16 protein-coding genes are annotated in these 18,881 nt (G+C 67.1%); 4 read left to right on the top strand and 12 right to left on the bottom strand.

Annotated features, from left to right (window positions below; translation table 11 throughout):
* Positions 1–3: 3 nt before the first annotated feature.
* Entirely contained in the window at positions 4–1,227 is a 1,224-nt protein-coding gene (locus tag ACQ5DX_RS06750; protein WP_430331899.1) for an MFS transporter, read from the bottom strand.
* Positions 1,228–1,359: 132 nt separating this feature from the next.
* Here ACQ5DX_RS06750 and ACQ5DX_RS06745 point away from each other — a divergent pair, with 132 nt between their 5' ends.
* Positions 1,360–1,896, top strand: coding sequence for a MarR family winged helix-turn-helix transcriptional regulator (locus ACQ5DX_RS06745; protein ID WP_430331898.1), 537 nt, complete (start codon positions 1,360–1,362; stop codon positions 1,894–1,896).
* Positions 1,897–1,962: 66 nt separating this feature from the next.
* On the opposite strand, the gene ACQ5DX_RS06740 is transcribed toward ACQ5DX_RS06745, so the two are convergent.
* From ACQ5DX_RS06740 to ACQ5DX_RS06715, 6 genes are read right to left on the bottom strand one after another with little or no spacing between them, the layout of a single operon-like run.
* Positions 1,963–2,739, bottom strand: a complete 777-nt coding sequence (locus ACQ5DX_RS06740) for an enoyl-CoA hydratase (RefSeq protein ID WP_430331897.1) — start codon at positions 2,737–2,739, stop codon at positions 1,963–1,965.
* Positions 2,736–3,647, bottom strand: coding sequence for a 3-hydroxyisobutyrate dehydrogenase (mmsB, locus tag ACQ5DX_RS06735; protein WP_430331896.1), 912 nt, complete (start codon positions 3,645–3,647; stop codon positions 2,736–2,738). Before mmsB ends, ACQ5DX_RS06740 begins: the two co-directional genes overlap by 4 nt.
* 17 nt (positions 3,648–3,664) lie before the next feature.
* Positions 3,665–4,726 carry an enoyl-CoA hydratase/isomerase family protein gene (locus tag ACQ5DX_RS06730; RefSeq protein ID WP_430331895.1) on the bottom strand — a complete coding sequence of 354 codons (1,062 nt, stop codon included), beginning with the start codon at positions 4,724–4,726 and terminating at the stop codon, positions 3,665–3,667.
* A gap of 32 nt (positions 4,727–4,758) precedes the next feature.
* Positions 4,759–5,907: an isobutyryl-CoA dehydrogenase gene (locus tag ACQ5DX_RS06725; RefSeq protein WP_430331894.1), complete on the bottom strand. Its 1,149-nt coding sequence runs from the start codon at positions 5,905–5,907 to the stop codon at positions 4,759–4,761.
* A 48-nt stretch (positions 5,908–5,955) separates the two neighbouring features.
* Positions 5,956–7,101 carry an acyl-CoA dehydrogenase family protein gene (locus ACQ5DX_RS06720; RefSeq protein ID WP_430331893.1) on the bottom strand — a complete coding sequence of 382 codons (1,146 nt, stop codon included), beginning with the start codon at positions 7,099–7,101 and terminating at the stop codon, positions 5,956–5,958.
* Positions 7,102–7,105: 4 nt separating this feature from the next.
* Positions 7,106–8,611, bottom strand: a complete 1,506-nt coding sequence (locus ACQ5DX_RS06715; protein ID WP_430331892.1) for a CoA-acylating methylmalonate-semialdehyde dehydrogenase — start codon at positions 8,609–8,611, stop codon at positions 7,106–7,108.
* A gap of 214 nt (positions 8,612–8,825) precedes the next feature.
* Between ACQ5DX_RS06715 and ACQ5DX_RS06710 the strand changes: the two genes are divergently transcribed.
* Positions 8,826–10,502 carry a sulfatase-like hydrolase/transferase gene (locus ACQ5DX_RS06710; protein WP_430331891.1) on the top strand — a complete coding sequence of 559 codons (1,677 nt, stop codon included), beginning with the start codon at positions 8,826–8,828 and terminating at the stop codon, positions 10,500–10,502.
* A gap of 38 nt (positions 10,503–10,540) precedes the next feature.
* Here ACQ5DX_RS06710 and ACQ5DX_RS06705 read toward each other — a convergent pair whose 3' ends face one another.
* The 4 genes from ACQ5DX_RS06705 to ACQ5DX_RS06690 all read right to left on the bottom strand — a co-directional run bounded on the left by ACQ5DX_RS06705 (position 10,541) and on the right by ACQ5DX_RS06690 (position 15,648).
* Complete coding sequence (locus ACQ5DX_RS06705) at positions 10,541–11,575, bottom strand: peptidase (RefSeq protein ID WP_430331890.1); 1,035 nt, start codon at positions 11,573–11,575, stop codon at positions 10,541–10,543.
* Positions 11,576–11,784: 209 nt separating this feature from the next.
* Complete coding sequence (locus ACQ5DX_RS06700) at positions 11,785–12,309, bottom strand: WxL domain-containing protein (protein WP_430331889.1); 525 nt, start codon at positions 12,307–12,309, stop codon at positions 11,785–11,787.
* A 373-nt stretch (positions 12,310–12,682) separates the two neighbouring features.
* A complete protein-coding gene (locus ACQ5DX_RS06695; RefSeq protein ID WP_430331888.1) occupies positions 12,683–14,011 on the bottom strand; it encodes an alpha/beta fold hydrolase in 1,329 nt (442 codons plus the stop codon).
* Between the two features lie 161 nt (positions 14,012–14,172).
* A complete protein-coding gene (locus ACQ5DX_RS06690; RefSeq protein ID WP_430331887.1) occupies positions 14,173–15,648 on the bottom strand; it encodes an MFS transporter in 1,476 nt (491 codons plus the stop codon).
* A gap of 654 nt (positions 15,649–16,302) precedes the next feature.
* Between ACQ5DX_RS06690 and ACQ5DX_RS06685 the strand changes: the two genes are divergently transcribed.
* Positions 16,303–17,094, top strand: coding sequence for an SDR family NAD(P)-dependent oxidoreductase (locus tag ACQ5DX_RS06685; RefSeq protein WP_430331886.1), 792 nt, complete (start codon positions 16,303–16,305; stop codon positions 17,092–17,094).
* Positions 17,095–17,299: 205 nt separating this feature from the next.
* On the top strand, positions 17,300–18,070 hold the full coding sequence (locus ACQ5DX_RS06680; protein ID WP_430331885.1) for an IclR family transcriptional regulator: 771 nt from the start codon (positions 17,300–17,302) through the stop codon (positions 18,068–18,070).
* 59 nt (positions 18,071–18,129) lie between these two features.
* Here ACQ5DX_RS06680 and ACQ5DX_RS06675 read toward each other — a convergent pair whose 3' ends face one another.
* Positions 18,130–18,756: a TetR/AcrR family transcriptional regulator gene (locus ACQ5DX_RS06675; protein ID WP_430331884.1), complete on the bottom strand. Its 627-nt coding sequence runs from the start codon at positions 18,754–18,756 to the stop codon at positions 18,130–18,132.
* Between the last annotated feature and the right edge of the window lie 125 nt (positions 18,757–18,881).

Raw genomic sequence — 18,881 nt, 5'->3', positions numbered from 1 at the left:
ACGTCAGTCGCGCCGGGCCGCGAGCAGCGCACTGCACGCGGTGGCCGCGAACGCGAACACGACGGAACCGATCGCGAACGCGGTGCTGCCGAATCCGGTGGCACCGAGCACCGCTGTCCCGGTTGCCGTCCCGATGTACATCGCCGAGTTGTTCCACGACACGGCGCCGGCTCGGCGTTCGGCCAGTTCCGAGGTGAGGAAGACCTGGCCGGTGCTGAAGAACGCCGAGCCCGCAGCGAAAGCGACCATGAACCCGGCGATGCTCGCCCAGCCCGTCGGCGCGAGCACCGCGAGCGCGAGTGCGGCCGCGAGCAGCAGACCCCAACCGACGCACAGGACGGGTTCGCGGCGACCCGCGGCGCGCCACCTGTCCACGAGCGGGCCGGCCACCAACGACCCGATGAACGAGCCGATTCCGACGAGTGCGCCGATCAGTCCGAGGGTTTCGGTGCGGTAGCCGAACCGCGTCGCGAACAGCGCGCCCGCGAAGGCGTAGGTCCCCAGTCTCGCGGCCTGGGCGCACAGGTTTCCGAACATCACGAGCCGGAACGTACGGTCGGCCCACAGCGCGAAGGACGCCGCCAGCGCGGTGGCGGCGCGGTCCGGGCGGACCACGACCCGACCGGGCTCGCGCAGACGCAGGGCGATCACCACCCCGACCGCGGACATCGCGACCGCGACACCGGCGAACGCCCAGCGCCAGTCCAGTCCGGCCGCGACGAGGGTACCGAGCGGCACACCGACGATCTGACCGGCCGCATAGGCGGCCGCCCCGCGGGAGATCGCGCGCCCCCGCTCGGCCGGGACCGCCGTCTCGGCGAGGAAGGCCCAGATCGCCGGGCCCATGAGCGCACCGCCGACGCCACCGATCATCCGCGCCGCCACCATGAGCGGCAGGTTCGGGGCCAGCGCGCACAGCACCTCGCCGAGCGCCATCACCGCGACACCGGCGAGGATCACGCGGCGGCGCGGCAGGTGCTCGGCGAGCGCCCCGAGCAAGGGACTGACCGCCGCGTACGTCAACCCGTACGCCGTGACCACCAAGGCGGTCGCGGGGATGCTCGTACCAAATCCGGCTGCGATCGTGGGCAGCAGCGGCGAGATGAGGAAAAGCTCGCCGCCCATCAGGAAGAACACGGCTTGCAACAGCGCGTGCTGCCCCCACGGGGTGCGGCTGGGGACAGCCATCTCGGGTGCAGCCGAGCCGGGAGCCCTCGTCTTCGCCATGACGTCAGACGTTAGCGTCGGTCACAACCGAGTCCGGCATCGACAACCGGTCACCGGATATCCGGACAACCGGACACCGAGAGACGACGACGGGTGCGCGATCCGCCCCGATCCGCGTGGGATGATCGGGACATGCCGTCATCGTCACCGCTGCCACTGGATCCGATCGAGGAAGCGCACCGTCAGTGGACCGAACACGGCTGGGGCGCGGTGGCGGACGGGATGGCCGCCGTGACGTCGCTGGTGCGCGCGCAGCAGATCATGATGGCGCGCGTGGAGGAGACCCTCAAACCGTTCGGGCTGACCTTCTCGCGGTACGAACTTCTCACGCTGTTGACCTTCACGCGCAGCGGCGCGCTCCCGATGGCGAAGGCCAGCGCCCGATTGCAGGTGCATCCGACGAGCGTGACCAACGCCGTCGACCGTCTCGAGGCCGCGGGGCTGGTGCGCCGCGTTCCGCATCCGACCGATCGCCGTGCGACGCTCGTCGAGATCACCGACGAGGGGCGGGACCTGGCGGTGCGCGCCACCGAGGAACTGAACGCCAAGGTATTCGCCGAGCCGGGACTGTCACCCGACAAGCTGGATTCGCTCATCCGGATCCTCACCGAACTGCGCCACCAGGCAGGCGATTTCGACACCGGGGACCGGCCGAGCAAGTGGCACTGACGCATTGCCCCTGAACGACCACCGGCCCCGTATCGACTCGCGATACGGGGCCGGTCTCGTGAAACGCTAGTGGTGACCGAAGTTGGGGTCGCGCTTCTCGGTGAACGCCGCCATGCCTTCCTTCTGGTCCTGGGTTGCGAACGCCGAGTGGAACACTCGGCGTTCGAACCGCACGCCCTCGGACAACGTCGACTCGAACGCCCGGTTGACCGATTCCTTGACCATCATGGCGATCGGCAGCGACATGTCGGCGATCTTCGACGCGGTCGCGATGGCCTCGTCGAGCAGGTCGATCGCCGGGACGATGCGGGCGACCAGACCGGCACGCTCGGCCTCCTCGGCGTCCATCGTGCGGCCGGTCAGGCACAGGTCCATCGCTTTGGCCTTGCCGATCGCGCGGGTGAGGCGCTGCGAGCCACCGATACCGGGCAGCACGCCGAGCTTGATCTCCGGCTGGCCGAACTTGGCCGAGTCGGCGGCGATCAGCACGTCGCACATCATCGCCAGCTCACACCCGCCGCCGAGCGCGTAGCCGGCCACGGCCGCGACGATCGGCTTGCGTGCCGCCGCCAGGCGGTCCCATGCCGAGAACCAGTCGTCCAGGTACATGTCCATGAAGGACTTGCTCTGCATCTCCTTGATGTCGGCGCCGGCGGCGAACGCGCGCTCCGAACCGGTGATCAGGATCGCGCCGATGCCGCGATCCTTCTCGAAGCCGTCGACGGCCGCGACGACCTCCGACATCAGCTGCGCGTTGAGCGCGTTGAGCGCCTCCGGGCGGTTGAGCGTGATCATGCCCACGCGGCCGGTGCGGCCGACCTGGATGGTCTGGTAGTCCGTCATCGAGTGTCTCCGTTCGACCTGTCCCTGATGTCCCTGATGATCGCCGAGAAGTCCTCGTCGCCGTGACCGGTCTCGTGGAACCGCCGGTACAGCTCGGCGGCCCGCATCCCGAGTTCGGCATCGACACCGTTGGCGCGCAATGCGTTCGCCGCCAGTCCGAGGTCCTTGTCCATGAGCGCAGCCGCGAAGCCCGGCTGGTAGTCGTTGTTGGCGGGGCTCGCCGGGACGGGACCGGGCACCGGACAGTTGGTGGTGAGCGCCCAGCACTGGCCCGACGCGTTGGACGCTACGTCGAACAGCGCCTGGTTGCTCAGCCCCAGCTTCTCGCCGAGCACGAACGCCTCGCTGATCGCGATCATCGAGACGCCGAGGATCATGTTGTTGCAGATCTTCGCGGCCTGGCCGACGCCGGGGCCGCCGCAGTGCACGACCTTGCGGCCCATCACCTCGAGGAGCGGTCGGGCCGCCTCGAAGTCCTCGTCGTCGCCGCCGACCATGAACGCGAGCGTGCCGGCCGCCGCGCCCATGACACCGCCGGAGACCGGCGCGTCGATTCCGCGGTGCCCGGCCTGTTCGAGCAACTCGTGGGCGGCGCGGGCGTCGGCGACGTCGATCGTCGAGCAGTCGACGAACAGCGTGCCCTGGCGCGCCGCGGCCAGCAGCCCACCCTCGTAGAGGCCGAGCACATGCTTGCCGCTGGGCAGCATCGTGATCACGACGTCGGCGTCGGTGGCGGCCTCGACAGCGGATCCGACGACCGTGATGCCGTCGCGCTCGGCCTGTTCGAGCGCGGCCGGCGCGAGGTCGAAGCCCCGCACGATGTAGCCGGCCTTCGCCAGGTTCGCGGCCATCGGACCACCCATGTGCCCGAGTCCGACGAATCCGACGGTGATGTCGCTTGTACTCATCGCTGCTTCCTCCCCACTCACGAGCGCTCGCTCGTGATCGTCGCCGCCAGGCCGAGTTCGGCCTCGCCGAGCGGCTCGAAGAATCGATCCACGTGTTCATCGGTGACCGCCTCGAGGCTCGACGGCGACCATGCAGGGTTACGGTCCTTCTCTACCACCTGCGCACGGATGCCCTCCACGAGATCGTGGGATCCCAGGCACGCCAACGACACCCGATACTCCTGATCGAGCACGGCCTCGAGGCTGTCGAGCTCGCGCGCCTGCCGCAGCGCCCGCAACGTCACCTTCGCGGCGGTCGGCGACTTCGCGAGGATCTGGTCGGCGGCGGCCGTGGCCTCCGGAATGCCGCTGCTCTGCAGGTTGGCGACGATCTCCTCGACGGTGTCGGCCGCGTATGCGGCATCGATCCAGCTGCGCTGCGCCGCCAGTGTCGACTCCGGCGACTGCTGTGCGCACTGCGCGATCGCGTCCTCCACCGTTCCGGTGGCGAGGGCCCGCTCGAACTCCGCGAGCCGGTCGGACGGGACGAAGTGGTCGGCGAAGCCACAGGCGATCGCGTCGCCCGCGTCGAGTCGGGCCGTCGTCAACGCGACGTGGGTGCCGAGCTCGCCGGGCGCCCGCGACAGCAGGTACGTGCCACCGACGTCGGGGACGAATCCGATGCCCACCTCGGGCATGCCGACCGTCGACCGTTCGGTGACGATCCGGACGCTGCCGTGCGCCGAGACGCCGACGCCGCCGCCCATGACGATGCCGTCCATGATCGCGATGTACGGCTTGCCGTAGCGGGCGATCGCCGCGTTGAGCACGTACTCGTCGCGCCAGAAGTCCTTCGACCCGCTGCCGCCCTCGCGGGCGTCGTGGTAGATGCTGACGATGTCGCCGCCCGCGCACAGCCCGCGCTCGCCGGCACCGCTGAGCAGCACCGCTCGGACGGAGTCGTCGTCCGCCCACTCGAGCAGCGCGGACGCCATCGCCCGCACCATCGCGTGGTTGAGGGCGTTGATCGCCTTGGGCCGGTTCAGGGTGATCCGACCGAGCCCGTCGACGCGCTCGACCACGACTTCCGGCTCGCTCACGCCGCTGCTCGGGATTGCTCCGTTCGCTTCGCTCACGCTGCGCCCGCCGATCCGACCACCGAGCGGGCCACGACGACCCGCATGATCTCGTTGGTGCCCTCCAGGATCTGGTGCACCCGCAGATCTCGCACGATCTTCTCCAATCCGTATTCCGCCAGATAGCCGTAACCGCCGTGCAACTGCAGCGCGTCGTTCGCGACGGTGAACCCGGTATCGGTGGCGAACCGCTTCGCCATCGCGCACAACTCCACCTTGTCGGCGGTGTCCGCGTCGAGGGCATCCGCGGCCCGCCACAGCAGGGTGCGGGCGGCCTCGAGTTCGATTCGCATGTCGGCGAGCCGGAACTGCAGTGCTTGCGACTCGATCAGCGCCGAGCCGAACGCCTTCCGCTCGGCGAGGTAGGCGACGGCCTTGTCGAGCGCGGCCTGCGCGCCGCCCACCGAGCAGGCGGCGATGTTGAGCCGTCCGCCGTTGAGGCCCTTCATCGCGATGCGGAAGCCTTCGCCCTCGCCGCCGAGCAGGTTGGCCGCCGGCACCCGGACCTCGTCGAGGATCACCTGCCGGGTGGGCTGGGCGTTCCAGCCCATCTTCTTCTCGTTGGCGCCGAACGACAGTCCGGGCGCATCCTTCGGCACGATGAACGCCGAGATGCCCCGAGCGCCTGCGTCGCCCGTCCGTGCCATGACGACGTACACGTCCGAGGTGCCCGCGCCGGAGATGAACTGCTTGACGCCGGTGAGCAGGTAGTCGTCGCCGTCACGAACGGCCTTGGTGGACAAGGCCGCGGCATCCGATCCCGCGCCGGGTTCGGTGAGGCAGTAGCTGCCGAGCTGTTCCATCGAGGCCAGCCCCGGCACCCAGCGTCGACGCTGCTCGTCGTCGCCGAACTCGTCGATCATCCACGTGACCATGTTGTGGATCGAGATGTACGCCGCGATCGACGGGCAACCGGTGGCGAGTTGCTCGAAGATCCGGACGCCGTCGAGACGGGTGAGACCCGAGCCGCCCACGTCCTCGCGGATGTAGATGCCACCCATGCCGAGGGTCCCGGCCTTGCGCAGCACGTCGACCGGGAAGTGTTTGTTCTGGTCCCACTCGATCGCGTTGGGCGCCAGGTATTCCGCGGCGAAGTCGCGCGCGGTGTCACTGATCGCGCGCTCGTCGTCGGAAAGTCTGAACATTGCCTTCGCTCCTAGTTCGTCGTCGGGTTGACGCTGTGTCCGCCGTCGTCAGAGAGATTTCGCAATGATCCCCTTCATGACCTCGTTGGCACCCGCGTAGATCTTCTGCACCCGCGCGTCTTCGTACATGCGGGCGATGAGGTACTCCCGCATGTACCCGTAGCCTCCGTGCAGCTGCACACAACGGTCGACGACCTCGCACTGCTGCTCGGTGAGCCAGTACTTCGCCATGGCTGCCTCCGCGGCGTCGAGGTCGCCCCTCAGGTGTTCCTGGATGCAGTGGTCGAGGAATACCTCGCACGTTCGTGCAATCGTCTGGCACTCGGCGAGTTCGAAGGCAGTGTTCTGGAATTCGAAGAGGCTGTGTCCGAAGGCCTGCCGCGATTTGGCGTACGCGACCGTTTCCTCCACGGCCCGCTTCATCGCCCCCGACGCCTGAGCGGCGATGATCAATCGCTCCTGGACGAGCTGGGCGATGAGCTGACCGAACCCTTGCCCCTCCTCCCCCAACAGGTTCGACACGGGAACCCGGACATCGGAGAAGGACAGCTCGGAGGTGTCCGCGCCGTGCTGACCGACCTTGTCGAGCACCCGTCCCACCGCGAATCCGGGGCAGTCCCGCAGGTCGACGATCAGCAAGGACACGCCCTTGGCGCCGGCCTTCGGATCGGTCTTGACGGCCAGGACGATCACGTCGGCGGAGGAACCGTTGGTGATGAACGTCTTCGAACCGTTGACGACGTAGTGGTCGCCGTCCCTGAGGGCGGTCGTCCGGATGGCCTTGAGGTCGGACCCGGCACCCGGTTCGGTCATCCCGATGGCGCCCAGGATCTCCCCGGATGCCATTCCGGAAAGCCAGGTCTTCTTCTGCTCCTCGGTGCCGTACTCGTTGATGTAGTGCGCGACGATTCCGCTGTGCACGGAGATCCCGAACGCCAGATCACCCGAGTAGCCCTGTGCCTCGAACACCGCGAGATCGTGTGCGAACGTTCCACCGCCGCCACCGTATTCCTCGGGAATCGAGCAGCAGAGCAGCCCCAGCTCGCCTGCCGTCAGCCACACATCGCGATCGATGTGCCGCTGCGCCTCCCACTTCTCGTTGTTGGCGACGACCTCACGTTCGAAGAATCCGGCCGCAAGTTCGGAGAGCGCCCTGACCTCGTCGTCATGCCAGCTCGGCACGTACTTCTTCACCGCGTCAGTCCATCGTGGGGATGACGAAGTGGTCGGCGTTCTCCTTGACGCCGGAGGGCCAGCGCTGGGTCACCGTCTTGGTCTTGGTGTAGAAGCGGATCGAGTCCGGGCCGTGCTGGTTGAGGTCGCCGAAGCCGGAGCGCTTCCAGCCGCCGAACGTGTGGTATGCGATCGGCACCGGAATCGGCACGTTGACGCCGACCATGCCGGTCTCGACGCGCGAGCAGAAGTCGCGGGCGGTGTCGCCGTCGCGGGTGAAGATCGCGACGCCGTTGCCGTACTCGTGCTCCGACGGCAGGCGCAGCGCCTCCTCGTAGTCGTGGGCGCGCACCACCTGCATGACCGGACCGAAGATCTCCTCCTTGTAGATCCGCATCTCCGGGGTGACGCGGTCGAACAGCGTTGCGCCGGCGAAGAATCCGCCCTCGTGCCCGTCGAGGGCGAAGCCGCGCCCGTCGACGACGAGCTCGGCGCCCTCGTCGACACCGATCTGCACGTAGCCGTTGACACGGGCCAGGGCGTCCGAGCCGACGAGCGGACCGAAGTCGGCGGTCTCGTCGTCCGAGCGACCGATCTTCAGCTTGCCGACCCGCTCGGTGAGCTTCGCGACGAGCGCGTCCGCGGTCTCCTCACCAACGGGCACCGCGACCGAGATCGCCATGCAACGCTCACCCGCCGAGCCGTAGCCGGCACCGACGAGGGCGTCGGCGACCTGGTCGAGGTCGGCGTCGGGCATGACGATCGCGTGGTTCTTGGCGCCGCCGAAGCACTGCGCGCGCTTGCCGTGCGCGGCGGCGGTCTCGTAGATGTACTGCGCGATCGGCGTGGAGCCGACGAAGCCGACGGCCTTGACCCGCGGGTCGGTCAGCAGGACGTCGACGGCACCCTTGTCGCCGTTGACGACGTTGAACACACCCGGCGGCAGGCCGGCCTCGAGGAACAGCTCGGCCAGACGCAGCGGCACCGACGGGTCCCGCTCGGACGGCTTGAGGATGAACGCGTTTCCGCACGCGAGAGCCGGCGCGGCCTTCCACAGCGGGATCATCGCCGGGAAGTTGAACGGCGTGATGCCGGCGACGACGCCGAGCGGCTGACGCATCGAGTAGACGTCGATGCCCGAACCGGCACCCTCGGTGTACTCGCCCTTGAGCAGGTGCGGGATACCGGTGGCGAACTCGACCACCTCGAGGCCGCGCTGGATGTCACCCTTCGCATCCGGAATGGTCTTGCCGTGCTCGGACGACAGCAGCCGGGCGAGCGGGTCCATCTCGTCCTGGATCAGCTGCAGGAACCGCATGAGGACACGGGCCCGTCGCTGCGGATTCCACGCCGCCCATTCCTTCTGAGCGTCGGCCGCGTTCGCGATCGCCGCCTCGGTCTCGGACTGGTCGGCGAGTGGAACCCGCGCCTGCACCTGCCCGGTGTTGGGGTCGAAGACGTCGGCGAATCTGCCGGACGCGCCGGGGATGCGCTTGCCGCCGATGAAATGGGAGAGCTCTCGAACGCTCATTGTCCGAACCCGTCCTTTGCTGGTCGTCACGGAGCCGTGAAGGAGACGTGCGTCACCTCCACCATTCGTCGTTCATCCTATAGTTGGAAGTCCATGTAAGTCCAGGGTTCGATCCCGACAATTGCCCGAACCGCAGGTAGAGGGCGTAATCCTAGGACAGAATGGCGACCCGAGCGCCTGGATTCAGCGATCGCTTCCTGGACGGAGATCAGCCATGGACTCCCTGAGCGAACCGACTCACGACACCCTCGACCACCCGTTCTCCCGTCGGAGTTTCCTCGGCGGCGCGGGCGCTCTCCTCGTCGCAGGCATGGCCGGCGCGACCACACACGCCACGGCGGCACCCCGACCGGCTCATGCGGCGCAGCCCGGAAGCCTCCCGCACCGCCCCAACATCGTCGTGATGATCACCGATCAGGAGCGCGCACCGATGCTCTGGCCGCCGGGATGGGCCGAGCAGAACCTGCCCAACCGCAAGCGCCTCGCCGACACCGGACTGTCGTTCGACAACGCGTTCTGCAACGCCGCGATGTGCTCGCCCAGTCGCAGCACGTTCTTCACCGGCCTCTACCCCGCGCAGCACGGCGTCACCGCCACGCTCACCGAGGGCGGGACGGTCTCCCCCACCGAACCGACACTGCCACTGGACATCCAGAACATGGCCCGGCTCCTCGGATCCGCCGGCTACAACGTGCACTACCGCGGCAAGTGGCACATGAGCAAGGGCGCCGACGGCGGCGACCCGTCCGGCGCGGACGTCGCCGCCTACGGCTTCCAGGGCTGGACCCCGCCGGAGGGTGGACAGGACACCAACCCCGACCATTTCGGCGGCGGCTGCGCCGATCTCGACAGCCGCTACGCCGGAGAGGCCGTCGACTTCCTGCGCGGTCTCGATCCGAACGACGAACGACCGTTCGCGCTCGTCGTGTCCTTCGTCAATCCGCACGACGTCCTCGCCTACCCGCAGACGTGGGATGCCATCAACGGCACCTGCGACAACTACGGTTCCGACGCGCCCGGAATCTTCGAGCAGGGTATCGACCTACCGCCGACGTACGACGAGTCCCTGGCCCTGAACTTCAAGCCCACCGCACAGGTCCAGTCGCAGGTGCTGCTCGCCGCCGGACTGGGGCCGCTGCCCGGCCTCGACGCGGCCCGCAACTACGTCAACTTCTACGCGTACATGCACAAGGTGGTCGACGAGCACATCGGCGCGGTGCTCGACGCCCTGGAAGCCCGTCCGGGAATGCGGGATTCGACGGTGGTGGTCCGAATGTCCGACCACGGCGAGATGGGCATGTCGCACGGCGGGCTGCGGCAGAAGGTGTTCAACGCGTACGAGGAGACGCTGCGGGTGCCGCTGGTGATCAGCAATCCGGTGCTGTTCCCCCAGCCTGTGCACACGGGAGCGCTCGCTTCGCTGATCGACGTCGTGCCGACGCTCGCCACGCTCGCGGACGTCCCGGACCGGTCCGCGTGGGACTTCAAGGGCGTGGACCTCATGCCGATCGTGAACGACGCCGCTGCGAACCCCGGATCACCCGGCACGGAGGTGCAGGACGTCCTGCACTTCACGTACGACGACCAGAACTGCGCCACGCCGGACGGGCAGAACATCGTCACCCAGCCCAACCACATGCGGACCATCCGCGACCGCCGGTGGAAGTACTCGGCCTATTTCGACCCGTCCGGTGGCACGCCACCGCAGTTCGAGATGTACGACCTGCAGGCCGACCCGCTCGAACTGCACAACCGCGCGAATCCGTTGAACGTCGGCTACTTCGACCCGTCCCAGGCGGCCCGGATGCACGAGAAGCTGTTCGAGGTCATGGACAGGTGCGGGACGACACCTGCGCGCGGGCTCACGCCGATGGCGATGGGTACGCGTTAGAGGCGAGAACAGAACTCCCCGAAGCCCGCATCGTCTTGTCAGGTGCGGTCGCGGTTGCGTTTCGACCGGCGGCGCATTGCGATCGCGATAACGGCTCCGAGCAGTGCGAGTGCGCCGAGCCAGGTGAGCGCGATGGTGAGGTAGCGCGGTCCTGGCACCGCAAATTCGGAGGTTCCGGACTCGGGGAAGGTGACTTGCGTTTCGGCGCTGCGTTCGACCAGCCCGCTCTTGAGCGTCACCGACGCCGCCCAGGGCCCCAACGGGATGTCCTTGCTGAGAGTGGCGGCGACTGCTCCAGCAGTTCCGGGAGCCAGTGTGGTGATTCCTACGACGGCAAAGGGCCCCGCATTCAGACCGCCTGGCCCGTCGTTCAGGGAGAGACTGCCCCTCAGGTCGAGGGCTCGGCCCCCGGTGTTGCGGACATTGGCTTGGAGGATCGGGGTGCCATCGTCGGACCGCGCGGCAGTAAGTGATTCGATGGCGAAGTCCGCCGCCGGTGGATTGCCCGGTCCCACCGAGAGATACAACCGTATTCCGACTCGACTGATCTGTGTGATCGGCGTTTGCTGCGTCGCTGCCGAGCGAACTTCAGCCCACAGAACCGCATATTGCTCTCCTGGAGGCGCGTCGGGCGGCACTGCGATGGTGGCGACGGCTTCGGCCGCAGAATGCGCGTCCACGCTCACGTGCGAGGGGCTGATCGTGGTCCAGGTCGTCAATTCGTTGGCGACCTGGCCTGCGGCTCCCGTGAACTGGCCGCGGTCGATCGCCGCCGCCGACGGATAGAGACGTACCTCGGCGTTTTCGTCTGTGGTGTTGGTGATCTCGAATCGTCGGTTGATGGTCGTCCCAGGCTTGAGGTGATCGACTATGTACACCCGGGCGCGAGGGTCACTTCCGTTGTTCGAGGGCGCCTCGAGCAAGCGCACACCGATGCCCTCGTTCTCCGCCGGCGACGACTGTGCCACAGATATCGCCGAGACTGACGAAACCAGCGCGAACCCGCAGATCAGGGCCGCGACAGCCGCAACCCGCCGCACGAAGGGAGTTTTGATGTGTTGCGAGATTCGCACTGTGTTGGTTCCCCCAGAAGACCGAATGGGTGATCGATGCGATGTAGGTTCCGCCCGGCAATGCCAACGGCAAGAAACCATGACGACCAGTTCGGCACGGCACCGAGATTCACCATCAGCATGGGAGCGGGCTGTTCAACGATCCAGCTCCCACGCTGATGGAGATTCGAAGCGTGTACATCCGGGCCGACGGAGTCCGGCTCCCCGGATCAGGCGACGGACGTCGAAACTGTGCCGGTGTAGACGCCGGCGAGAGCGTCGGACGGCAGGCCAACGGTCAATGTCGGGTTCCACCTGGCCGTGTTGTTGCCCCGCGAGGCCGTGCCTTCGACCACGGTCTTGGCGCTGTCCAGGCCCGCGACGGCCGACGGAGTCGTGGTCACCGTTCCCGTATGTTCGACGTCGCCCGGGTTGTACTGGACGTTCGTCGCGGCGATGGTGGTGTCGCCGCTCGCAGCAGCCAAGGCGAATTCCGACGAGGACACCGTGACCGTCCATCCCGCGTCGCTACCGCGACTGTCGGTGACCGTGACCGCACCCAGCGAACCGAGGACATCGGACGCGCCGGTCTGCGCGGTATTGAGCGCCGCGGAACTTTGGGGCGCGATTGTCAATCCTCCGGCCACAATTTCGAAAGTGGTGGTGGTGTCCTCCGCATTCGCGGTGGCCGGACCGACCAGCGCGGCCGCGACCGCCATCCCTACCACCCCAACACTTGCCAACTTCTTCCGCATGATCACTCCTTCGTAGAGAGATGCGCCCCGACAGCGACGCGGATAGCGGCACCATAACACGGAAGATATTGAACAACTAGTTGATTGAATCTGAAACCAATTGCTGGAGAGATCATTTCAGATATGTCGATCGAGTGAATAAGTAAGATTGCTGCACCTCAACATGATTCAACACGGTGCGCAGTGGCTTGCACGTGCCAAATTCTGCTCAGCGACTGCCACGCCATCGGCGACCGAGACCCACTGGGGCATGAGCGCCCCAGGCCCGCTGACGATTTCGATATTCTCGTCAAACTGCGTCACTCACGGGAGCACGGCCGGTTGCCCCGATGCATACAGAGACCATTGTCTCGTCGCTGTAGATGTCGGCCGGTCATTGCGGGTCACACGTGTCCTGCGCTAGCCGGCCCTCGCCGAGGAAGTCGGTGACCAACCCGCCGCAGGTCGATCCGACCGTCGACCCGTGGACGCCGTCCTCGATCGTCAGGAGTCGGCCGCCCATCGCCGCCTGTGCGTCGAGCGCCCACCCGTACGGGGTGACGTTCTCGTCGCGGTGACCGATGATCAGCAGATCGGTTCCGGTGTCCGCGACGGACGTCGCCTCCGCCGACAGCGGCCAACCGCTGCACAGGCTCACGCCGGGGACATCGGAATCGGCGGGGAACTCGATGCGGCGCTGCGGGTCTCGCCCGAGGTCGGCATTCAGCGTCCGGTTCTCGGCGAGCTGGACCGCGCTGTCGCCGACGGGGTCGAGGCTGTTGCAGATGTATGCGGTGCCCGCCGTGGCGTCGAACGAGTGCTCGAGGAAGTCGGTGGTGGCGGGGTCGAGCGGAGCGTCGTTGTCGTCGGGTGCCGGGGCATCGCCGGGCGGAACGTCAGGCTCGTCGGGGGTGACTCCGCCGTCGTCGTCGACGCCGAGGTCGGTGGGCTCGGGCGCCAGTTCCGGTAGCACGTCGGGATCGGCCGCCGCGAGCGTCCGCAGCGCGTCGACCGCCGACGTGCCGGTGTAGTCCATGCTGTCGAGGACCACCCGGTGCAGGTGCTGGGGGAATCGAGATTGCAACTCGGCCCCGAGCACGGTGCCCCACGAGACGCCGAGGAAGTCGACCGTGTCCAGCCCGAGGTCCCGCCGCACCGTGTCGAGGTCGCGGGCCGCATTCGCCGTGGTCAGGCTGCCGACGAACGCGGGATCGGCGTCGGTGCAGGCTTGGTTCGCCGCGGTGATCGCGTCTGCATAGGCGGCGAGGCTCGCGTCGTCGCGGCCGTCCGGGGCGTCCGGCGCGTTGCAGTCGAGGCTCGACGAGTATCCGAGCCCCCGCAGGTCGATCCCGACGACGGTGCCGCCGAGCCCCAGCTCCGAGGCGACGGTGGCCGCCATGCTGCGCCCCTCGACGCCGGGGCCACCAGGGTTGACGAACAACGTCGGCGCGGCCGGATCGGTTCCGACGACCCGGCTGAGCGCGAGTTCGACGGTGCGTCCGCCGGGGTCCGCGTAGTCCAGCGGGACGTCGACCGATGCGCACTGCAGGCGCTCGACGACGCCCGGGTCGACCCCGAGATCGGTAACGTAGGCGGCCAGATCCGCGCACGGCCGCCACACGACGGCGCCCGAATCGTCCGAGTCCGTCGTGCCGCACCCGGACAACACCCCGGCACCCAGCGCCGCGGCGCCGAGCAGCACCGCTGTCCGTCGAACCCTCACGCGTTTCCTCTCGTCCCGACAACGCAGGCTTCCACGGTAGAGGTGGCGGGAAAGTGGCCTGGTCCGCGCCCTGCGGCGGTGCAGCGTGCCCCGACACTCCGGGGCGACGTCTGATCTTGACATCGTCGTCACACAGACCTCTTCAGTCGTGCCGGGCTACGTCACGCGGTTGCCTGCACGATGGAACGCGGAATCATCAGGGCGACGACGGCACCGATCGCAGTCGCGGCGGCCCCGATGAGGAACGCGATCCGGAAGCCGGTATCGCTGTACAACGCTCCGCTCAGAGTTTCCATGGAGGCAGGTTGGGCGACGAAGCGGGCATTCAAGACACTGAAGATGAGTACCGGCATTATCGCCGGAAACATGTTCTGCGAAACACCCACGAAGCTTGCAGTACTTGCCTGCAATTCCGGCGCGACGGCTTCGATGAGTAGGTTCGGGATGGCCGCGTAGGCGAAACCCATCCCGACGCCGATGATCCCGCAGGCGACGAATACCGACGCCTCGGTGTTGTGATGCCAGGTCACCAGGAGGTACCCCGAGGCCATTGTCGCCATTCCTACCGCCAGCATTGCCCGAGGGCGGGCCCCACGGCCGACCAACAGCCCTACTGCAAGGCCGCCGACCACCACCATGGTTCCCATCGGAGCCTGGAGCAACGCCAACTGCTTTGTGGAACTTCCGAATCCGTATCCCAGCCCCGAACTCCGCGGGGCCGTCGCCAGCAGCGGTAGGAGGATTGCGATCACGCCGGCGCTCCCGTACGCGAGTCCCGCACCGAGCACTGTCAGGAATACCGGCCGCCGTCCGAGCACACCGAGGTCGACGAGTGGGGCGCGAACGCGGCGGGCAGAGACCAACCAGGCGCATAGCATGCCCACGCCCGCGATCGCCGAAGTGACGACGGGGGCGCCGAGCCACCCACCTGTCGGCCCGACACTCACCGCGATCAGCACACCCGCGATCCCACCGCCCAGCAACACCGCACCCAGGAGGTCGAGACCGGATCGGAGGCGGACCGGAGATTCATCGGTGGATACTGCGATCAGGCACACCAGCAGGGCAAGCAGCGTCGCAAGGAACCAGAACAGGCTGCGGAAACCGTACGTGTCGAGCAACCATCCCGTCACGAACGGCGCCGGTATGGATACCAGTCCCATCCCACTCGTCGCGATGCTCACCGACAAAGCAATTTTGTTGCGCGGAAATACATCCCGGATGAGCGAGTAGCTCAGGAACAGCGTTGCCACGAGAAGCCCGGACACAGCTCGACCGAGGAGCATGACGCCGTAGCTTCCTGCCGTCGCGCTGATGACGGCGCCGAGCGACCCCGCCGCCGCGCACACCAGGAGCAGTCTCCGCTTCCCGTACATGTCGGCAAGCTTGCCGATCAATGGCGCCGTGACACCGCCCACGAGCAGGAACGCCGTCAGAAGCCACGCACCTTGCGCCGTGCCGTAGTGCGCCGCGACCAGCGGAATGGACATCGAGACCATCAGGTAGCTCATGGTGAGGGCCTCGAGAAGGAGAACGAGTGATACCAGCGCGACGACCAGTCTCGGAGTCCATCCCTGAGCGCGCCGCCCACTCGGGGACGAAGCGGAACATTCTTCGCTGTGTGTGTTCAAGACCATCCGAACAGCCCTTTCGAGATCCGCGAGCACATCTGCCCACCAGGGCAGGATCACACCCGGTGAACCGAGAGCTCGTCGCGTGTGGGTTTGGATCATGCTGATAGAGAACAGTTTTCGTCGACGAATAGCCCACATCACAGTCCGGCGCCGCGGCGCGGCGCCACGATTCGTTCCACTCAGCGGGATCCGTGGCGGCGAGCCGGCGCAACGCGAGATCCCTTGTGAAGGGGGAGCCCTCCCGCTATTGTCGACGCCATGTCGGCCCGCCTCTTCTCCCCTCGAACGGACCGTGCTGTGCACGCAGTCCGGTTCGGCGTGGCCACATTCCGACGCGGACGCCGGGCTAGGGACAGGCGTCCCTCCGGCCTGGTCTGGGTCCAGAGAGCCACGGCCTGACGGCCGGCCCCAACCGAGTTACATCCTCCCCTTCACGGGTCGGCTTCATCGTCGAGTCGGCGGGTTGATCCCCGTCTTGTCCACACCCCTGCGCACTGCGGCCGATCGCGGTGTGCGGTCGGGTGGATGATAGACGCCTTCGTCCGCGTGCTCCGAGACGTCACAGTGCGTCGCCCTCGGGTCACGCGCGTCCGTGCACCCGCGTCCGATTCGATTCCCTTGAAATGCTTTCTTGCACAACGAAAGGCGAACGCCGCCATGAAGCGCTTCACCCACGCACGTATCCTCGTCACCGGCGCAGCATCGGGCATCGGGCAGGCCACCGCACTCCGGCTCCTGTCCGAAGGAGGACGGGTTGCTGTCGCAGACATCTCCGAGGAAGGCCTCGCCGAGACCCGACTTCGAGCGCAACAGGCCGATCTCGATGGTGACCTGTGCAGCTTCGAACTCGATGTCGCGGACGAAGAATCCGTGACATCGGTTGTGCGACAAGCTGTCGAGACACTCGGAGGCCTCGACGTTCTCGTCAACGCCGCAGGTATCCTGCGCGGTGCTCACACTCACCAGACGAGCCTCGCGATGTGGAATCGAACGATCGGCGTGAACCTGACCGGAACGTTCCTCGTGACACGGGAGGCGCTGCCGGCACTTCTCGCCTCCGGCAAGGGCGTCGTGGTGAACTTCAGTTCCACGTCGGCCACCTTCGCGCATCCCTACATGGCGGCCTACGCCGCCAGCAAGGGCGGTATCCAGTCCTTCACACACGCGCTGGCGCTCGAGTACGGAAAGCAAGGTCTGCGCGCCGTCGCGGTCGCCCCGGGAAGCATCAAGAGTGGGATTACCGACACGACCGCCGACTACCTTCCGGCAGATACCGATTGGACTCTGTTCCGCAAGCTGTCGCCGATACTGAAGACCGATCTCGAATCGGACGGCGCCCCCATGGCCGGTCCGGAGAAGGTTGCGGGTGCCATCGCGATGCTGGCGTCGGAAGACGGCTCGTTCATCACAGGTACCGAGATCCGGATCGACGGAGGCACTCACGCCTGACCCCGCCGGTGGATCGCCGCGGCCCTCCCGCACGCGGGCGGGCCGCGGTTCACGGCCGACGCCCGCGGCGGGCGATCGACCGAACCAAAATCTTTCCATCGCAATCGATATTCCGCGAGCGAGGGTATCGGGAGTGCGCGTCGTAGGTCTTCAAGAATTAAGGGAATTACCGTTGTCCGATCCCGGAGCACCACAGGATGCCGCAATGACCACCCCCAGTGCGGTTCTCGATCGCCTTGCATTGGTACTGAGCGCTTTCGACGGTCGTGGACGACTCAACCTCGCGAACGTCGTCAGATACACCGGCCTCCCCCGCTCATCCGCTCACAGGATGCTCGAGCGACTCGCCGAAGCGAACTGGGTACGACGCGAAGGCAACGAGTACGAGCTCGGCAGCCTACTGATACACCTCGGATCCCTTGCCATCCATCAGCATTCCCTACGCAGGTCTGCCGCACCGATCATCCGCGACTTGCATCGTGCCACCGGGTACGTGGTCCACCTCGGGATTCTCGAGGGTACCCACCTCCTGTATCTCGACACGGTCGGCGGGCGACTGGCCGGATCGATGCCGACGCGGATCGGGCTTCGGTATCCGGCACACCGCACAGCGATGGGCAAGGCGCTGATGGCCTCGTCCCAGTCCGATGACGACTGTCGCGGGCTCACACCGGAACTCCGGAAGATCCGCGAGAACGGCGTGGCCTATGAGATCAGTCAGGCCGGCGGAGGCATCGCCAGCATCGCCGTACCCATCGGACCTGCAGGCGAGACGGTCGGGGCGCTGTCGGTATGTGGCCGCATCCGCGACATGAAGCTCGACCACCGGCATGCAGCACCCGTTCGAATGGCGGCGAATGCCATCTTCCGAACCGTCCAGCGAGATCGACTCCGCGGCCCGTCGTCGGAGGATCGAGGCAACCGGCCCGAGAACCGCGCTCCCACAGGCTCACGCCGTCGATTCCACTTCGCCTAGCAGCTGTCGAACAGGCGGGTCGGCAGTCCGACCGCCGACCCGGCCGGAGATACGCGTGATCACCCCGCCGGTTCCGGCGTGATCCACAAGCGGCGCAGGACACTCGCTGCGTGAGTGGCAGCCTCCGTCGGGTCGGGGGCCGCGCGTAACCCGAGCAGGCGTTGCCGGTGAGGCTCGCCGAGAAGTAGGGCGAACACCGACTGCGCCAGCTCGAGGTCCGGTTCGGGTAGCCGATCGTTCAGTGCGGCGATGTATGCCTGTGGTCCGTCGCGGTAGAACCCTGTCGCGAGGTCGGGGAAGCTGTGAGCTTCGGTGATCATCAACCGGTGAAGTCCGATCGCTTCGTCGGAGTGCAGAGCGAGGACGATGTCGGTCGCGAGCTCCTCCAGACTCTGCCCGCTGGACGGCTGCCGCAGCGTGCGGTGTCGGAGCCGTTCGACAGCGGCCAGGAAGACCTCGGTGCGATCCCCGAAGTAGCCGTAGATCGTCCGTTTGGTCACGTGCGCTTCGGCGACGATGTCGTCGAGTGTGACCTGGGCGAACCCGCGGGCCACGAACAGCCCGACCGCCGCATCGAGGATGTCGTCGCGCCGCTGCGCCCGCTCCGCGGCCGTTGGACGCCCCTTCTTGCGGGGCGCCGCCGCGCCTTCGGTAGCCAATAGCAACTCCTCACGACTCACCGTCATGTTCGCACCCGTCCTATAATGAACCGTACTTCGTTTCATTAATGGTTGCCGCTGCTCGCACACTGCCGAGGCCAGAGCGGCGACCCCGCATCCGCGGGTCGTTCCGGACAGATCGGCTCGTGGAT

It is taken from the genome of Rhodococcus sp. ACT016 (assembly GCF_050477185.1).
Lineage (GTDB): Bacteria > Actinomycetota > Actinomycetes > Mycobacteriales > Mycobacteriaceae > Prescottella.
Note: the sequence above shows the minus strand (reverse complement) of the source record. Positions and strands in the feature narration are given on the sequence as shown.